The 17,635-nt window shown below is 70.0% G+C and carries 17 protein-coding genes; 16 read left to right on the top strand and 1 reads right to left on the bottom strand.

The features are described from left to right. The first annotated feature begins 161 nt into the window (after window positions 1-161). The 9 genes from MMB17_RS20505 (at window position 162) to MMB17_RS20465 (ending at window position 10,100) form a co-directional block, all read left to right on the top strand. Entirely contained in the window at window positions 162-1,484 is a 1,323-nt protein-coding gene (locus MMB17_RS20505) for a TolC family outer membrane protein (protein ID WP_241100093.1), read from the top strand. A gap of 167 nt (window positions 1,485-1,651) precedes the next feature. Then, window positions 1,652-2,191 carry a PopZ family protein gene (locus MMB17_RS20500; protein ID WP_241100092.1) on the top strand — a complete coding sequence of 180 codons (540 nt, stop codon included), beginning with the start codon at window positions 1,652-1,654 and terminating at the stop codon, window positions 2,189-2,191. Window positions 2,192-2,328: 137 nt separating this feature from the next. After that, window positions 2,329-5,046, top strand: a complete 2,718-nt coding sequence (locus MMB17_RS20495) for a valine--tRNA ligase (protein ID WP_241100091.1) — start codon at window positions 2,329-2,331, stop codon at window positions 5,044-5,046. Between the two features lie 143 nt (window positions 5,047-5,189). Next, window positions 5,190-6,698, top strand: a complete 1,509-nt coding sequence (locus tag MMB17_RS20490) for a Do family serine endopeptidase (RefSeq protein ID WP_241100090.1) — start codon at window positions 5,190-5,192, stop codon at window positions 6,696-6,698. Between the two features lie 363 nt (window positions 6,699-7,061). After that, the gene (locus tag MMB17_RS20485; RefSeq protein ID WP_241100089.1) at window positions 7,062-7,361 is read left to right on the top strand and encodes a hypothetical protein; all 300 of its coding nucleotides are present in this window, start codon (window positions 7,062-7,064) and stop codon (window positions 7,359-7,361) included. 111 nt (window positions 7,362-7,472) lie between these two features. Further along, window positions 7,473-8,342, top strand: coding sequence for an aldo/keto reductase (locus MMB17_RS20480; protein WP_241100088.1), 870 nt, complete (start codon window positions 7,473-7,475; stop codon window positions 8,340-8,342). Between the two features lie 53 nt (window positions 8,343-8,395). Then, on the top strand, window positions 8,396-8,884 hold the full coding sequence (locus MMB17_RS20475; protein WP_238310837.1) for a hypothetical protein: 489 nt from the start codon (window positions 8,396-8,398) through the stop codon (window positions 8,882-8,884). Between the two features lie 10 nt (window positions 8,885-8,894). Next, entirely contained in the window at window positions 8,895-9,761 is an 867-nt protein-coding gene (kdsA, locus tag MMB17_RS20470; RefSeq protein ID WP_241100087.1) for a 3-deoxy-8-phosphooctulonate synthase, read from the top strand. A gap of 48 nt (window positions 9,762-9,809) precedes the next feature. Continuing rightward, window positions 9,810-10,100 (top strand): hypothetical protein, encoded by a 291-nt coding sequence (locus MMB17_RS20465; RefSeq protein ID WP_238310839.1) that lies wholly within the window; start codon window positions 9,810-9,812, stop codon window positions 10,098-10,100. Between the two features lie 58 nt (window positions 10,101-10,158). Here MMB17_RS20465 and queF read toward each other — a convergent pair whose 3' ends face one another. Beyond that, window positions 10,159-10,620, bottom strand: coding sequence for a preQ(1) synthase (queF, locus tag MMB17_RS20460; RefSeq protein WP_241100086.1), 462 nt, complete (start codon window positions 10,618-10,620; stop codon window positions 10,159-10,161). A gap of 314 nt (window positions 10,621-10,934) precedes the next feature. On the opposite strand from queF, the gene eno reads away from it, so the two are divergent. The 7 genes from eno (at window position 10,935) to MMB17_RS20425 (ending at window position 17,606) form a co-directional block, all read left to right on the top strand. Next, on the top strand, window positions 10,935-12,224 hold the full coding sequence (gene eno, locus MMB17_RS20455) for a phosphopyruvate hydratase (RefSeq protein WP_241100085.1): 1,290 nt from the start codon (window positions 10,935-10,937) through the stop codon (window positions 12,222-12,224). Continuing rightward, window positions 12,221-12,670: a DUF3574 domain-containing protein gene (locus MMB17_RS20450; RefSeq protein ID WP_241102253.1), complete on the top strand. Its 450-nt coding sequence runs from the start codon at window positions 12,221-12,223 to the stop codon at window positions 12,668-12,670. The genes eno and MMB17_RS20450 overlap by 4 nt, the downstream gene beginning before the upstream one ends. A 46-nt stretch (window positions 12,671-12,716) precedes the next feature. After that, entirely contained in the window at window positions 12,717-13,028 is a 312-nt protein-coding gene (locus MMB17_RS20445; RefSeq protein ID WP_238310842.1) for an FtsB family cell division protein, read from the top strand. A 195-nt stretch (window positions 13,029-13,223) separates the two neighbouring features. Then, window positions 13,224-14,270: a pyruvate dehydrogenase (acetyl-transferring) E1 component subunit alpha gene (pdhA, locus tag MMB17_RS20440; RefSeq protein WP_238310843.1), complete on the top strand. Its 1,047-nt coding sequence runs from the start codon at window positions 13,224-13,226 to the stop codon at window positions 14,268-14,270. A 124-nt stretch (window positions 14,271-14,394) separates the two neighbouring features. Continuing rightward, window positions 14,395-15,840, top strand: coding sequence for a pyruvate dehydrogenase complex E1 component subunit beta (locus MMB17_RS20435; RefSeq protein WP_241100084.1), 1,446 nt, complete (start codon window positions 14,395-14,397; stop codon window positions 15,838-15,840). 22 nt (window positions 15,841-15,862) lie between these two features. Beyond that, entirely contained in the window at window positions 15,863-16,147 is a 285-nt protein-coding gene (locus MMB17_RS20430) for a DUF5076 domain-containing protein (RefSeq protein WP_241100083.1), read from the top strand. 52 nt (window positions 16,148-16,199) lie between these two features. Beyond that, window positions 16,200-17,606, top strand: a complete 1,407-nt coding sequence (locus MMB17_RS20425) for a pyruvate dehydrogenase complex dihydrolipoamide acetyltransferase (RefSeq protein ID WP_241100082.1) — start codon at window positions 16,200-16,202, stop codon at window positions 17,604-17,606. Window positions 17,607-17,635: the final 29 nt, after the last annotated feature.

The raw sequence follows: 17,635 nt of genomic DNA, 5'->3' as shown, positions 1-17,635 counted from the left end.
GGCGGGCATGCCGGAACGCGCGAGAGTGCGTGCAACGGTCGCATCCAGGAGCGGCCGGACGGCGCATCGAGAAACCGCAAGGGCTGATCGACGTGAGAGACTGCAAACCTGCCGCTCGGCTTGTGCTCGGGGCTGCCTGCGCGACCGCGCTGGCGCTCGTCATGGCGCGGCCGGCCGCGGCGGAGACTCTGGAAAGCGCCCTGTCGCGCGCCTACGCGGCCAATCCGACGCTGAACGCGCAGCGCGCCAATGTGCGCTCGACCGACGAGAACGTCGCCATCGCCCAGTCGGGCTATCGACCCACCGCCAGCATCACCGCCGATATCGGCGCCCAATATTTCGAGGGAAAGCTGCAGGGGCAAAGGATCGCCGGGCTCAACACCAATCCCGGTGGGGCAGGGCTGACCGTCAACCAGACCCTGTTCAACGGCTTCCAGACCGACAACCAGACCCGCCGGGCGGAATCGGGCGTGCTCAACGCCCGCGAGACCCTGCGGCTCAGCGAGATGCAGACGCTGTTCGGCGCCGCCCAGGCCTACATGAACGTCCTGCGCGACACCGCCACCCTCGAGCTCCAGCGCAACAACGTCGAGGTGCTCGAGGAGCAGCTGCGCCAGACCCGCGACCGCTTCAACGTCGGCGAGGTCACCCGCACCGACGTCGCCCAGGCCGAGGCCCGCCTCGCCGGCGCCCGCTCCCAGGTCAGCGCCGCCGAGTCCAACCTGCGCTCCTCCATCGGCGTCTACCGCCAGGCCATCGGCGTCGAGCCGCGCCAGCTCGCCCCCGGACGCCCCCTCGACCGCTACGTGCCCGCCAGCCTCGACACCGCCGTCACCATCGGCCTGCGCGAGCATCCCCAGATCCTGGCCGACCTGCACGCGGTCGATGCCGCCGAATTGCAGGTCAAGGTGCTCGAAGGCGCGCTCGCCCCGCAATTCGGCATCCAGGGCAACGTCCAGCAGCGCTACGACCAGACCCTGCCCGGCGACAACGGCGTCACCGCCTCCATCGTCGGCCGCCTGACCGTGCCGCTCTACCAGGGCGGCCAGGAATACGCCCAGATCCGCCAGGCCAAGGAACTCGTCAGCCAGGCCCGCCTGCTGGCCGAGCGCGACCGCGACGCCGTGCGCGCGGCCATCGTCCAGGCCTGGGGCCGGCTCGAGGCGGCCAAGGCCCAGGTCATCGCCTCCCAGGCCCAGGTCCAGGCCAACGAGGTCGCCCTCAACGGCGTGCGCGAGGAGGCCCGGGTCGGCCAGCGCACCACCCTCGACGTGCTCAACGCCCAGCAGGAGCTGCTCAACGCACGGGTCAACCTGATCCTGGCCCAGCGCGACCGCGTCGTGAATTCCTACGACGTCGTCCAGGCCGTCGGCCGCCTCACCGTGCGCTTCACCGCCCTCCCCGTGGCCGCCTACAGCGCCAAGGAGCATTACGACCAGGTCAAGGATCTCTGGTTCGGATTGCGCACACCCGACGGACGCTAGGCACCGGACGCTCTTTCCCTCGGGATGGAGCGTCGTTTCCTGTTCGGTGAGTCTTTCGCGCGCTTGTCTCCGCCAAGACGCGTGAAATACTGGCCACCGTCGCAGAGCGCGATCCGCGTGTCAGGACTTCCCGGCGGAGGTCCGCAGCCTGCCCGAGCGTTCCCGGTATGAGTGCAGCCAACCCGAAGATGCCGGATTCCGCGCAGGAACCCTCCATGGAGGAGATCCTCGCCTCGATCCGTCGCATCATCGCCGACGATCAGGCGCCCAAGCCGCCTGAGCCCGCGCCCCGCGCGCCTGCGCCGCCCCCGCCCGAACCCGAGGAAGAGGACGTGCTCGACCTCGCCGAGGTCGCGCAGCCCGTACGCCGTCCGGAGCCCGTCCCCTTTGAGGAGATCGACTTCCTCGAAGAGGAGCCGGTGCCCGAACCGGAGCCGGAACCCGAGCCGACCTTCTTCGAACCGCCCGCGTTCGAACCGAAAGCCTTCGAGGAGGAGCGCCTCGTCTCGAAGGCGACGGACGAGACCGTCGGCCAAGCCTTCGGCCTGCTCTCCCATACGGTGCTGACACAGAACAGCCGGACCCTCGAAGACCTCGTCAAGGACATGCTGCGGCCGATGCTGCGCGCCTGGCTCGACGAGAACCTGCCGCACATGGTCGAACGCCTCGTGCGCGCGGAGATCGAACGGGTCACGCGCGGCCGCTGAGACGCGATCCCGGCGCCGGGCAGACGTGCGCCCGGCAGGCGATCTCGGCGTCTGCTCGGTTGACGGGGAGGCGGCGGCGGGTTGAAAGCGGCGCGAGCATTCTTCCGCGACGTGCGCACGACCGGCCGTAACGCCCCATGATGGACAAAACCTTCGATCCCGCCCCCGTCGAGGCGCGCATCCGCGCCGCCTGGGAGGACGCGGACGCCTTCCGCGCCGGCCGGCCCGAGCGCGCCGGCGCGCAACCCTACTGCATCGTGATCCCGCCGCCGAACGTGACGGGCTCCCTGCATATGGGCCACGCCCTCAACAACACCCTGCAGGACATCCTCTGCCGCTTCGAGCGCCTGCGCGGGCGGGACGTGCTCTGGCAGCCGGGCACCGACCATGCGGGCATCGCCACGCAGATGGTGGTCGAGCGCAAGCTCATGGAGACGCAGCAGCCCGGCCGGCGCGAACTCGGCCGCGAAGCCTTCGTCGAGAAGGTCTGGGCCTGGAAGGCGGAATCCGGCGGCGCCATCGTCGAGCAGTTGAAGCGCCTGGGCGCCTCCTGCGACTGGTCGCGGGAACGCTTCACCATGGACGAGGGCCTGTCCAAGGCCGTCCTGAAGACCTTCGTCGACCTGCACGCCCAGGGCCTGATCTACCGCGACAAGCGCCTCGTGAACTGGGACCCGAAGTTCCAGACCGCGATCTCCGATCTCGAGGTGCTGCAGGTCGAGGTGAAAGGCCATCTCTGGCACTTCGACTATCCCGTGGTCGATGCGGACGGCGCGCCGACCGGCGACATCATCACCGTGGCCACCACCCGGCCCGAGACCATGCTCGGCGACACCGCGGTCGCGGTGCATCCGGAGGACGAGCGCTACACGGCGCTGGTCGGCAAGCGCGTGCGCCTGCCCCTGGTCGGCCGCCTGATCCCGATCGTCGCCGACGAATATTCCGACCCCGAGAAGGGCACCGGCGCGGTCAAGATCACCCCGGCCCACGATTTCAACGACTTCGAGGTCGGCCGCCGGCACGGCGCGCCCGCGATCAACGTGCTCGACACCGAGGCCCGCATCGCGATCGCCGGCAACGCCGCCTTCCTGGAGGGCGCCGCGCCCGAGCCGGAGGCGCTGGCCCTGCACGGGCTCGACCGCTTCGAGGCGCGCAAGCGCGTCGTCGCCCTCATGGAGGAGCGGGGCCTCTGCCGGACGATCGAGCCGAACACCCATGCGGTGCCCCATGGCGACCGCTCGAACGTGGTGATCGAGCCCTACCTGACCGACCAGTGGTACGTGAACGTGAAGCCCCTGGCCGAGCGCGCCCTGCAGGCGGTGCGCGACGGCCAGACCAAGTTCGTGCCCGAGAACTACGAGAAGATCTTCTTCCAGTGGCTCGAGAACATCGAGCCCTGGTGCATCTCGCGCCAGCTCTGGTGGGGCCACCAGATCCCGGTCTGGTACGACGAGGAGGGCGGCATCTACGTCGCCGGCAGCGAGGCGGAGGCGCAGGCCAAGGCCGCGGCGGCGCGCGGGCGCGCGGTCACCCTCACCCGCGACGCCGACGTGCTGGACACCTGGTTCTCCTCCGCGCTGTGGCCGTTCTCGACGCTCGGCTGGCCGGAGGCGACGCCGGAGCTGTCGCGCTTCTACCCGACCAACACCCTGGTCACCGGCAAGGACATCCTGTTCTTCTGGGTCGCCCGCATGATGATGATGGGCCTGCACCTGACCGACCGGGCGCCCTTCGACACGGTCTACCTGCACACCCTGGTGCGGGACGCCTCGGGCGCCAAGATGTCGAAGTCCAAGGGCAACGTGGTCGATCCCCTCGGGCTGATCGACCAGTACGGTGCCGACGCCCTGCGCTTCACCCTCGCCGCCATGGCTGCGCAGGGACGCGACATCAAGCTCGCGGTGAACCGGGTCGAGGGCTACCGCAACTTCGCGACCAAGCTCTGGAACGCCTCGCGCTTCGCCGAGATGAACGGCTGCCGGCTCGACCCGGCCTTCGACCCGGGCGCCTTGAAGGAGACCCTGAACGCCTGGGCGATCACCGAGGCCGGCAAGGCCGTGCGCGAGGTCGCTTCGGCGCTCGAAGCCTACCGCTTCAACGACGCGGCGGCCGCGGCCTATCGCTTCGTCTGGAACATCTTCTGCGACTGGTATCTCGAGCTCGCCAAGCCCGTCCTGCAGGGGGAGGGGGCGGATCCCGCCGCCAAGGCGGAGACCCAGGCCTCCATCGCCTTCCTGATCGACCAGATCGCCAAGCTCCTGCACCCGTTCATGCCCTTCCTCACCGAGGAGCTCTGGGCGATCAAGGGCGAGGGGATCCCGGATCGCGGCCTGCTGGCGCTCGCCGCCTGGCCGGATCTCGACCGCTTCGCCGATGCCGGCGCGGAGGCCGAGATCGGCTGGGTCGTCGAGCTGATCTCCGAGGTGCGCTCGGCCCGCTCCGAGACCAACGTGCCCGCCGCGGCGCAGGTGCCCCTGGTCCTGGTCAAGGCCGATCCGGCGACCCGCGCCCGGGCCGAGCGCTGGGGCGAGACCCTGCTGCGCCTCGCGCGCCTTTCCGCCCTGACCTTCGCGGAGGCCGCGCCGAAGAATTCGGTGCAGCTCCTCGTGCGGGGCAGCGTCGCCGCCCTGCCGCTGGAGGGGATCGTCGATCTCGCGGCCGAGGTGGCGCGCCTCCGGAAGGAGGCCGCCAAGGCCGAGGGCGAGATCGCCAAGCTCGACGCCAAGCTCGGCAATGCCGACTTCGTCGCCCGGGCGCCGGAGGAGGTGGTGGAGGAGCAGCGCGAGCGCCGCGACGCGGAAGCCGCGCGGCTCGACAAGCTGCGCGAGGCCCTGGCCCGGCTGACCGAGGGGTAAGCGGCGGCCCCCAGGCCGCCACCTGTCCAAACCGTAATCTTCGCGCCACGGGCGGGTCAGGGAGCGCCCCGTAGAAACCGGATCACGGTCCGCCGTCCGGAAGGGTTTTCGGAGGGCGGCGCCCTGCCCATCCGGAGAGTTCCATGACCCTGACCTTCCGCCGCCGCGCCCTCGCCTCCGTCGCCGCGGCCGCCCTCGTCGCGGGCGGTGCCGCCGGCGTCGGCTTCGTCGATGCGGGCCATCCGGCCTTCGCCCAGGCCCTGCCCAAGACCCCGATCGAGACCCCCGACCATCCCCCGGGCTCCTTCGCCGGCATCGTCAACAAGGTGAAGCCCGGCGTCGTCTCGGTGAAGGTGAAGCTCGACGACAGCGCGGATGCGGACGACGAGGACGGCTCCGGCGGCCAGAACCTGCAGCAGGTGCCCCCGCAGCTGCGCGAGTTCTTCAAGCGCTTCGGCCAGAACGGCGCCCCGGGCATGCCGCAGCAGCGCCGCGGCCAGCGCGGGGCGGTGGGCTCCGGCTTCATCATCTCGGCGGACGGCTACGTCGTCACCAACAACCACGTCGTCGACCATTCCAAGACCGTGCAGGTCACCCTGGACGACAACCGGACCCTCGAGGCCAAGGTCATCGGCAAGGACGCCAAGACCGACATCGCCCTCCTGAAGATCAACGAGGCCGGCAGCTATCCCTACGTGCAGTTCGGCAAGGCCGCGCCGCAGGTCGGCGACTGGGTGGTGGCGATCGGCAACCCGTTCGGCCTCGGCGGCACGGTGACGGCGGGCATCGTCTCGGCCCGCGGCCGCGACATCGGCGCCGGCCCCTACGACGACTTCCTGCAGATCGACGCGCCGATCAACAAGGGCAATTCCGGCGGCCCGACCTTCAACGTCAACGGCGAGGTCGTGGGCGTGAACACGGCGATCGCCTCGCCCTCCGGCGGCAGCGTCGGCCTCGCCTTCGCCATCCCCGCCGAGACCGTGCAGGCGGTGGTCGACCAGCTGCGCACGGACGGCAAGGTGGTGCGCGGCTATCTCGGCGTGCAGATCCAGCCCGTGACCAAGGACATCGCCGACGGACTCGGCCTCGACAAGGCCAAGGGCGCCCTCGTCGACCACGCCGAGGACGGCACGCCCGCCGCCAAGGCGGGCCTGAAATCCGGCGACGTGATCGAGGCGGTCGACGGCACGCCGATCAACGACGCCAAGGAGCTCTCGCGCAAGATCGCCGGCCTGAAGCCGGGCACCGCGGTGAAGCTCGCCTATCTGCGCAACGGCAAGAGCGACACCGCGACCGTCGAGCTCGGCGCCCTGCCCACCGACGGCAAGGCGGCGACCAGCGGCGGCAGCTCCTCCTCGAACGGCCAGCCGCGCCTCGGCCTCAGCCTGGCCCCGGCCGGCGATGTCGGCCTCGGCGACCAGGGCGTGGCGGTGATGGAGGTCGATCCCGACGGCCCGGCCGCGGCCAAGGGCATCGAGCAGGGTGACGTGATCCTGGACGTCGCCGGCACCGCCGTCACGAAGCCGTCCGAGGTCGCCGCCCAGATCCGCGCCGCGGAATCGAACGGGCGCAAGGCGGTTCTGATGCGCGTGAAGAGCCAGAAAGGTCAGACCCGCTTCGTCGCGGTCGCCCTCAACGCCAAGAACGGCTGACGACCGGCGGCCGATCGGCCGCCCCTCCCGGCGCGGGATGCATTCCGTCCCGCGCCGATCCTCCGCTCTCCCCTCCGACTTGCGCGCCGGCTCCCCCGAGCCGGCGCGTTTTCGTTGGGTCGATGCGATCGCTCCGGGAAAGCCGGTTCCGACGCGAACCTCAAGTTATGCCATTAAAAGTAGAAATACTGACAATCAATCAACTTGAGAGATGTATGAAAATTTTGCGTTAATTCGCATCACAGGTCAGACTCAACAGATCTTGTCTGGACATCGATTCCGCTTGGCAGGCAAAGCTGCCGCCAGGGGCGGCCTGCCGCCGACATGCAAACAAGCCTGCCTGCTGAACGAAGAATTTGAGACATGCGCAGAATCAAGCTTGTCATCAATGGCCTGTTTGCAGAAGTCCAGCAGCTGAAGATGCTTCTGGAGGCCAGCCCGTCGGGCGCGAAGGGCTACACGATCGGGGACGTGCGGGCCGCCATCAAGATCATCGACAAGCTCGACAAGCTCCCGGAGGAGGGCGGCCGGCTGGCCCTCGAGGAAGCCGAATGGTCGTGGCTGTGCAAACGCATCGCCGAGCAGGAATGGACCGTAGCCCGTCCGGAGATCATCGCCCTGGTGGACAAGATCGAAGGCGCGCCGTCGGTCGAGGCGGTATAAGCTCTCCCGCTCCCCGGGCGGAACGACGGCCCGTCGCCGCCCCGCGTGCTCCGGGATCCGGCCAGGCCGCGCGCGGTTGACGCCAGGAGGGAGCGCAGCCGCGAGAGCAGCATGACCGCACAGCCCATCACCGCACAGGCCTCCGGCACCTTCGCCATCGGCGGCGACCTGACCGTCCATCGCCTCGGCTTCGGCGCCATGCGCATCACCGGCCCCGGCATCTGGGACGAGCCTCCGGACCGGGAGAAGGCGAAAGCGGCGCTCGCAGCGGTGCCGGGCCTCGGCATCGACCTGATCGACACCGCCGACAGCTACGGCCCCTTCGTCAGCGAGGACCTGATCCGGGAAGTGCTCCACCCCTATCCCGGCCTCGTCATCGCCACGAAGGGCGGCCTGACCCGGCACGGGCCGGATATCTGGCGGCCGGTGGGCAACCCCGATTACCTGCGCCAATGCGTGCTGATGAGCCTACGGCGGCTCAAGCTCGAGCGGATCGACCTCTGGCAGCTCCACCGCATCGGCCCGGACTGCCCGATGGAGGTGCAGTTCGAGGCCATCGCCGCGATGCGCGAGGAAGGGCTGATCCGGCATGTGGGCTTGAGCGAGGTCTCGGTCGCCGAGATCGAGGCGGCCCAAAACTTCTTCCCCGTGGCCACGGTGCAGAACCGCTACAACCTCGTGGACCGGGCCAGCGAGGACGTGCTCAATTTCTGCGAGCGCCAGAACATCGGCTTCATCCCCTGGGCGCCCCTCGACAAAGGCACCCTGACCAAGGGCTCGGCGCTTTCCGGCATCGCCGCGCGGCACGGGGTGGGGGAGGGTGCCGTCGCCCTCGCCTGGCTCCTGAAGCGCTCCCCCGTGATCCTGCCGATTCCCGGCACCGGCGACCCGGTCCATCTCGCTGAGAACGTGGCGGGGGCCGGTATCGCGCTGAGCGACGGGGATTTCGCCGCCCTCGATGCGCAGGGCCGGAGTGGCTGACCGGCGGCACGCCCGTGGCGGCCCGGGACGGCCGCGCTAGATCACGGGCCGTCATGCTGCGCGCCGCCACCCTCCTCCTCTGCCTCGCTGCGGGCCCCGCCGCCGCACAATCCTGCGACGCGCTCACCGCGCGCACGATCCGCGTGACCGGGGCGTCGCTCGCCGGGCGCACGGGATCGCTCGCGATGTTCCGCGCGGCGGATGCCCAGCGCATGAGCCTCGATTGCCGCGCGCCGCGCCGAATCCTGCTCTGGACGCCGGCCCGGGAGCCGGCCCGGGCCTTCTTCATCCTGGTCGGGCTCTCCGCCAAGGCGCTGGCGGGGGCGGATGCCCGGCGCGCGGAGGAGATCGCCCTGCGCCTGCATCAGGACGCGCTCCTCACGGGCCTGCCCCAGCGCGCCGCCGCGGGGCGCGCCCTGATCCAGTGCGAGCCGGGCGACCGCTTCGATGGCGTCAGCGCAGGCAGCCTGTGCCGCCTCGTCCCGGCGCAGGGAAGCGTGCTGCGCCGCTACGGCTTCCGCAGGGGTGCCCTTCCGGGCTAAAGCGGCGCCCATGTCCGAGACCGCCCGCACCACCGGCGCCACCGTCCAGGTCGGCCCCGTCGCCTTCGCCAACCACCTGCCCCTGGCCCTGATCGCCGGGCCCTGCCAGCTCGAGAGCCGCGACCACGCCCTCGAAGTGGCGGAGGCGCTCAAGGCCGTCACCGAGGCGCTCGGGATCGGGCTCGTCTTCAAGTCGTCCTTCGACAAGGCGAATCGCACCTCCGGCAGCGCCGCCCGCGGCATCGGCCTGGCGGGCGCGCTGCCGATCTTCGCCGAGATCCGCGAGCGCTTCGGCCTGCCCGTGCTCACCGATGTGCATGCCGCCGAGCAATGCGCCCCGGTGGCGGAGGCCGTGGACGTGCTACAGATCCCGGCCTTCCTCTGCCGCCAGACCGACCTGCTCGTCGCCGCCGCCGCCACGGGCCGGGCGGTGAACGTGAAGAAGGGGCAGTTCCTCGCCCCCTGGGACATGGCCCATGTCGCGGCCAAGGTGACGGCGGCCGGCAACCCGAACGTGATCGTCACCGAGCGCGGCGCCTCCTTCGGCTACAACACCCTCGTCTCCGACATGCGCAGCCTGCCGATCATGGCGCAGGTGACGAACGGCGCACCGGTGGTGTTCGACGCGACCCATTCCGTGCAGCAGCCGGGCGGTCAGGGGGCGAGCTCCGGCGGCCAGCGGGAATTCGTGGCCGTCCTCGCCCGGGCGGCGGTGGCGGTCGGCGTCGCGGGCGTGTTCATCGAGACGCATCCCGATCCCGACCGGGCGCCCTCCGACGGGCCGAACATGGTCGCGCTCCGGGACATGCCGGGGCTTCTGGCCGAGCTCCAGGCCTTCGATCGCCTCGCCAAGGCCCGCCGGGCGGAACCAGCTTGAGCGGGACGGCGTTGGTTTCCTAACGATTTCCAGAATCGAAAGGACGCCATGCGCAAGATCGCCCTCCTCACCGCCGCTGCCCTGACGGCGAGTTCCCTCGCTGTCACGACGGCCGATGCCCGCCCGCGGGGCCACGGTTACGGCTACGGCCACCATCATGGCGGCTACGCCTATCGCGGCGGCCGGCGTGGCATCGGGACGGGGGCCGCGGTCGGACTCGGCATCGCGGGTCTCGCGGCCGGCGCCATCGCCGCCGGCGCGGCGCGCGACGCCTATTACCGCGACCGCTACTATGGCGGCCCCGGCCCGGGCTACGGCTACTACGATTACGGCTACTGAGCCGATCGACGATCAGAACGAGAAAGCGGCCCGGAGACCGGCCGCTTTTTCTTTGCCGTCAGCGCCCGCGATAGGGGGCGACGCCCTGATCGGGCAGCCAGACGGATTTCGGCGGCTCGCCGGTCTGCCAGAACACGTCGATCGGGATGCCGCCGCGCGGGTACCAGTAGCCGCCGATGCGCAGCCAGCGCGGCGCCAGCAGCGCGGTCAAGGTCCGGCCGATGCCCACGGTGCAATCCTCGTGAAAGGCGCCGTGGTTGCGGAACGAGCCGAGATAGAGCTTCAGCGACTTCGATTCGACGAGCCAGTCCCCCGGCACGTAGTCGATCACCAGGGTCGCGAAATCCGGCTGGCCCGTCACCGGGCAGAGCGAGGTGAATTCGGGCGCCGTGAAGCGGGCGAGATAGTCCGTGTCCGGATGGGGATTGGGGACGCGGTCGAGACGCGCCTCCTCCGGCGAGGCGGGGAGGGAAGTCGGGCTGCCGAGCTGAAGGTCCCGGCCGGAAAGATCTGTGGTCATGCCACCGCTATAGCGCGCGCGACTCCCCGCTGGCATCTCCCATGCGGAAAGGCGGCTGCGCGGCGGGCACAGACCGGAGAACGCCTCCAACCCGCTCCACACGGGAGATGCCAGCTGGACTGGTCGACCGTATTCGGGGCCCCAGGCGCTCCGGAACCCGTTCTGCCCGCTTGCCCGGGGCCGTGCGTTGGCGGATAAGCCGCCGAGGTAACGGATGATAAGCCGCAACGCCCCGGCGTCGGCGGCCTCAAGGCTGCAGGGCCGACGTCTCGGGGCCCGACGGACCTCCCGCGACGCCTGACGAAGGACGTTCCATGACCGCGATCACCAACATCGCCGCCCGCGAGATCCTCGACAGCCGGGGCAACCCCACCGTCGAGGTCGACGTGCTCCTCGAGGACGGCTCCTTCGGCCGCGCCGCCGTGCCCTCCGGCGCCTCCACCGGCGCCCACGAGGCGGTGGAGCTGCGCGACGGCGACAAGGGCCGGTTCGGCGGCAAGGGCGTGCGCAAGGCGGTCGAGGCCGTGCAGACCGAGATCCTCGACGCCATCGGCGGCATGGATGCCGAGGATCAGGTCGCCATCGACGAGACCCTGATCGAGCTCGACGGCACCCCGAACAAGGCCCGGCTCGGCGCCAACGCCATCCTCGGCGTCTCCCTCGCCGTCGCCAAGGCCGCGGCCGAGACCGCCGGCCTGCCGCTCTACCGCTATGTCGGCGGCGTGCAGGGCCGCGTCCTACCGGTGCCGATGATGAACATCGTCAACGGCGGCGCCCATGCCGACAACCCGATCGACTTCCAGGAATTCATGGTGATGCCGGTCGGCGCCTCCTCCCTCAGCGAGGCGGTGCGCACCGGCGCCGAGATCTTCCACACGCTGAAGAGCGCGCTCAAGAAGGCCGGCCACAACACCAACGTGGGCGACGAGGGCGGCTTCGCCCCCAACCTCCCCTCGGCGGAGGCGGCCCTCGACTTCGTCATGGAATCGATCCAGGCCGCGGGCTTCAAGCCGGGCGACGACGTGGTGCTGGCCCTCGACTGCGCCTCGACCGAGTTCTTCAAGGACGGCGCCTATCACTACGAGGGCGAGGGCACGACCCGCTCCATCGAGCAGCAGGTCGACTATCTCGCCAAGCTGGTCTCCGACTACCCGATCTTCTCGATCGAGGACGGCATGGCCGAGGACGACTGGGAGGGCTGGCGGCTCCTCACCGAGAAGATCGGCCAGCGCTGCCAGCTCGTCGGCGACGATCTCTTCGTCACCAATGTCGAGCGCCTGTCCCGCGGCATCGCGGCCCAGACCGGCAACTCAATCCTGGTGAAGGTGAACCAGATCGGCTCGCTCACCGAGACGCTCGCCGCCGTCGATATGGCCCAGCGCGCCGGCTACACCGCGGTGATGTCGCACCGCTCCGGCGAGACCGAGGATTCGACCATCGCCGACCTCGCCGTCGCCACCAATTGCGGGCAGATCAAGACCGGCTCCCTCGCCCGCTCCGACAGACTGGCCAAGTACAACCAGCTGATCCGGATCGAGGAGGGTCTGGGCGCCCAGGGCCGCTATGCCGGCCGCAGCGCGATCAAGCAGTTCGCCGGCCGCTGACGCGCCGACGACGCACGGGGCCGGCAGCCGCCGGCCTCGCCCTGTTCCTGCCGCTCCTTGCCGGCGGCTGCGCGGGGACCTGGGCCGACACGGGGCCGGGCGGGACCTGCCCTACCGTCGCGGCCACCCCCGTCCTGTCCGCCCAGCTCCTTCTGGGCGGCCGGCGCCGGGACGGCAGCCGTATCGGCGAGGCCGCCTGGCGCCGCTTCCTCGCCACCCGGATCACCCCGCGCTTTCCCGCCGGGCTGACGGTGCTGCCGGGGCAGGGGCAATGGACCGGCCCGGACGGGCGCCTCCTGCGCGAGCCTGCCCGCGTCGTCCTGATCGTGACCGCCGCCAGCCCGCAGGCGCTCGCCGACCTCGACGCGATCCGCGAGGAGTACCGCACCGCCTTCGACCAGAACTCGGCGGGCCTCGTCCTCACCCCGGGCTGCGCCCGCTTCTGAGGGCGCCGGCAACCCTTTCTTCACCCTGTTGCGCGATGAAGGCGGCATGGTCATCCGCCGCCGCGTCCGCGCCATCGTCGTTCCCGCCGTCCTCTGGACGGTGTCGGCGCTCGTCTGCGGCTACTTCGTGCAGCAGGCCGAGAGCGGCAATCGCGGCCTCACCGCCAAGCGCGCCCTCAAGATCGAGGCCTACGGCCTGACCCGGGAGCTCAACGCCGCCAAGGCCGAGCGGGCGACCTGGGAACACCGGGTCTCCCTGCTGCGCAGCGAGCAGATCGACCGCGACCTCTTGGAGGAGCGGGCGCGTGTGGTGCTCGGCCGCGTCCACGCCAACGACGTGGTCATCATCGATCCCTGATCGCTCCGACCGTCCGATACGGAAAATCGAGCCGGCACAGAAGGATGAGCCGCGCGCAAAAGCCGCGCCGACGCTGAGCCGCGACCGAAAAAGCGTGGCGGTGACAGGGTGCGCGGGCTGTCAGCCCGCCCCTCGATTTCCGGAGGACCCTGTCCTAGAACCCCGAGGAACAGGTCAACGCCCGGGAGGTCGCCGATGGATGCTGGCAACGAAGCGGGCAAGCCCGCGCCCGGAAAGGATGCGGCCCACAAGCCCGCCCCCAACATTCCGCAATTCACCAGGGACGAGGATCTCCACGCCTACCGGGAGATGCTCCTGATCCGGCGCTTCGAGGAGAAGGCCGGCCAGCTCTATGGCATGGGCCTGATCGGCGGCTTCTGTCACTTGTACATTGGTCAGGAGGCGGTGGTCGTCGGCGTGCAGATGGCCGGCGAGGACGGTGACCAGAACATCACCGGCTACCGCGACCACGGCCACATGCTGGCCTGCGGCATGGACGCCAAGGGCGTGATGGCCGAGCTGACCGGGCGCCGGGGCGGCTATTCCCGCGGCAAGGGCGGCTCGATGCACATGTTCAGCCGCGAGAAGCAGTTCTTCGGCGGCCACGGCATCGTCGGCGCGCAGGTCGCGCTCGGCACCGGCCTCGCCTTCGCCGACGCCTATCTCAAGAACGGCAAGGTCAGCTTCACCTATATGGGCGACGGCGCAGCCAACCAGGGCCAGGTCTACGAGAGCTTCAACATGGCGGCCCTGTGGAAGCTGCCGGTGGTCTACATCATCGAGAACAACCGCTACGCCATGGGCACCTCGGTGGCCCGCGCCTCGGCGCAGACGGATTTCTCCAAGCGCGGCCTCTCTTTCGGCATCCCGGGCGAGCAGGTCGATGGCATGGATGTCCGCACGGTCCGCGAGGCGGCCGCCCGCGCGATCGCGCATGCCCGCTCCGGCCAGGGCCCCTACATCCTGGAGATGCAGACCTACCGCTATCGCGGCCACTCGATGTCCGACCCGGCCAAGTATCGGTCGAAGGACGAGGTCTCCAAGATGCGCGAGGAGCACGACCCGATCGAGATGGTGCGCAAGCGCCTGGTCGAAGCGCATGGCGTGCCGGAGGCGGAGCTGAAGGAGACCGACGCCAAGGTGCGGGAGATCGTCAACGAGGCCGCCGATTTCGCAACCCACGATCCCGAGCCCGACGTGTCCGAGCTCTGGACCGACATTCTCCTGGAAGCCCGCGCCTGAGGCGTGTGAAGCGCCTTCTCCCGGGAAGGCCATCCTCCCGAGCGGCACGGGCGCGGTGGGAGCCGGCAAGCGGCTCCCCTTCGCCCGAGTGCCGACGCAACCGGATCGATAGAGCAGCGCGACCATGGCGACCGACATCCTGATGCCCGCCCTCTCTCCGACCATGGAGGAAGGCAAGCTCGCCAAGTGGCTCAAGAAGGAGGGCGATCCGGTCAAGTCGGGCGACGTGCTCGCCGAGATCGAGACCGACAAGGCCACCATGGAGGTCGAGGCGATCGACGAGGGCGTGCTCGCCAAGATCCTGGTGCCGGACGGGACCGAGAACGTCGCCGTCAACACGCCGATCGCGATCATCGCCGCCGAGGGCGAGGACGTCTCCGCCGCGGCCGCAGGCAGCGGCAAACCCAACGGCAAGGATGCCGGCGGGCCGCCCGCCCCGACTCCGCAGATGCAGGCCGAGGGCATGGCGGAGAAGGCTTCGGCCACCGCCAAGTCCGGCGACGACGCCCCCAAGGCACCGGCCGCGCCCGCCGTCATCAGCAACAAGGCCGCCGAGCCGGTGATGGCGGAATATCCCGCCGATACGCCCATGGAGACCCAGACCGTCCGCGAGGCCCTGCGCGACGCCATGGCCGAGGAGATGCGCAAGGACGAAGCCGTCTTCGTGATGGGCGAGGAGGTCGCCGAGTACCAGGGCGCCTACAAGATCACGCAGGGCCTGCTGCAGGAATTCGGGGCGCGCCGGGTGGTCGATACCCCGATCACCGAGCACGGCTTCGCCGGCATCGGCGTCGGTGCGGCCTTCATGGGCCTGAAGCCCATCGTCGAGTTCATGACCTTCAACTTCGCCATGCAGGCGATCGACCACATCATCAACTCGGCGGCCAAGACCCTCTACATGTCCGGCGGCCAGCTCGGCTGCCCGATCGTGTTCCGCGGGCCCAACGGCGCCGCCGCCCGCGTCGGCGCCCAGCACAGCCACGACTATGCCGCCTGGTACTCGAACGTGCCCGGCCTCAAGGTGATCGCCCCCTACACGGCGGCCGACGCCAAGGGTCTGCTCAAGGCGGCGATCCGCGATCCCAACCCGGTGATCTTCCTCGAGAACGAGATCCTCTACGGCCAGTCCTTCCCGGTGCCGAAGCTCGACGACTTCGTGCTGCCGATCGGCAAGGCCAAGGTGCACCGGCCGGGCAAGGACGTGACCCTCGTCTCCTTCTCCATCGGCATGACCTACGCCCTCAAGGCCGCGCAGGCGCTCGCCGAACAGGGCATCGAGGCGGAGGTGATCGACCTGCGCACGATCCGCCCGATGGACACCGACACGGTGGTGGAATCGGTCAAGAAGACGGGCCGCTGCGTCACGGTGGAGGAGGGCTTCCCGCAATCCGGCGTCGGCGCCGAGATCGTCGCCCGCCTCATGGTCGATGCCTTCGACTTCCTCGACGCTCCCGTGCTGCGGGTGACCGGTAAGGACGTGCCGATGCCCTACGCCGCCAATCTTGAGAAGCTGGCGCTGCCGAGTGTGGCCGAGGTCGTCGAGGCGGCCAAGGCCGTCTGCTACAAGTGACGCGCCGCCGCGGGGTCGCGCCATGACGGGCAAGTTCGAGGAGCTCGACATCCCGCCCGATGCCCTGGAGCAAGGCGGGATCGAGATCGTGCGCGCCTCCATCGTCGACGGGGCCGTGAGCGTGGCGCTCCGGCGTGCCTTCGACGATCCGGCGACCTGGGGGCGGCTGCTCAGCGACCTCGCCCGCCAGGCCGCCCGCGCCTACGCCGTCGAGACGGAGATGTCGGAAGAGGAGGCGTTCGAGCGCATCCGCGCCGGGATCGAGGCTGAGTTCCTCGGCGGGAGCGGCGCGAACACCTTCAATTGACCTCTCAAGAACCCCTTCCAACCCTCTTAGGCCGCTCGGGATTTTTGAAGCCATGCCGATCAACGTCCTGATGCCCGCCCTCTCTCCGACCATGGAGAAGGGCAACCTCGCCAAGTGGCTCAAGAAGGAAGGCGACGCCATCAAGTCCGGCGACGTGCTCGCCGAGATCGAGACCGACAAGGCCACCATGGAGGTCGAGGCGGTCGACGAGGGCGTGCTCGCCAAGATCCTGGTGCCTGAGGGCACGGCGGACGTGCCGGTCAACGACCTGATCGCGCTGATCGCCGAGGAGGGCGAGGACCCGAAAAGCATCCAGGCCCCGAAGGGAGGCGCCGAGGCCCCGGCCGCCAAGGCCGAGCCCGCCAAGACCGCGATCGAGCCCGCCAGCGCGGCGGACACCAATGCCGCGCCGGACGGGACCCACGCCTCCTATGCCCGGGTCGACACCGCGCCGGAGGGCGCCAAGCCCGCGGGCGGCACCGCCCCCTCCGCAACCGGTGGCCGCGTCTTCGCCTCGCCGCTCGCCCGCCGAATCGCCAAGCAGGAGGGCATCGACCTCTCCGCGCTGAAGGGCTCCGGCCCGCATGGCCGCGTGATCCAGCGCGACGTGCAGGACGCGCTGGCCAACGGCACCGGCAGGGCCCCGGCCCCGCAGGCCGCCGGCGAGGCACAGACGGCCGCCCCCGCTTCGAAACCCGCGGCCGCCGCGCCGGCCGGGCTCTCGCTCGATCAGGTCAAGGGCTTCTTCGCCAAGGACGCCTACGAGGAGGTGCCCCTCGACGGCATGCGCAAGACCATCGCCAAGCGCCTCACCGAGGCGATGCAGGTGGCCCCGCACTTCTACCTCACCGTCGATTGCGAGCTCGACGCGCTGATGACGCTGCGCGAGACGCTGAACGCCTCCGCGGGCAAGGACAAGGACGGCAAGCCGCTGTTCAAGCTCTCGGTCAACGACTTCGTCATCAAGGCGATGGGCCTGGCGCTCACCCGCGTGCCGGGGGCCAATGCCGTCTGGGCCGAGGACCGCATCCTGCGCTTCAAGCATGCCGAGGTCGGCGTCGCGGTGGCGATCGACGGTGGCCTGTTCACCCCCGTCATCCGCCGCGCCGACGAGAAGACGCTCTCCAGCATCTCCAACGAGATGAAGGACTTCGCCGCCCGCGCCCGCGCCAAGAAGCTGAAGCCCGAGGAGTACCAGGGCGGCGTCACCTCGGTGTCGAACCTCGGCATGTTCGGCATCAAGCACTTCACCGCGGTGATCAACCCGCCCCAGTCGACGATCCTGGCGGTCGGCGCCGGCGAGAAGCGCGTCGTGGTCAAGGACGGCGCCCCGGCGGTCATCCAGGCCATGACCTGCACCCTCTCCTGCGACCACCGCGTCCTCGACGGGGCGCTCGGCGCCGAACTGATCGCGGCGTTCAAGAGCCTGATCGAGAACCCGATGGGGATGCTGGTCTAAGCGTGGCGACCGAGAGCCCGGAGAGCTGA

It is taken from the genome of Methylobacterium organophilum (assembly GCF_022533465.1).
GTDB classification, from domain to species: Bacteria; Pseudomonadota; Alphaproteobacteria; order Rhizobiales; family Beijerinckiaceae; genus Methylobacterium; species Methylobacterium organophilum.
Note: the sequence above shows the minus strand (reverse complement) of the source record. Positions and strands in the feature narration are given on the sequence as shown.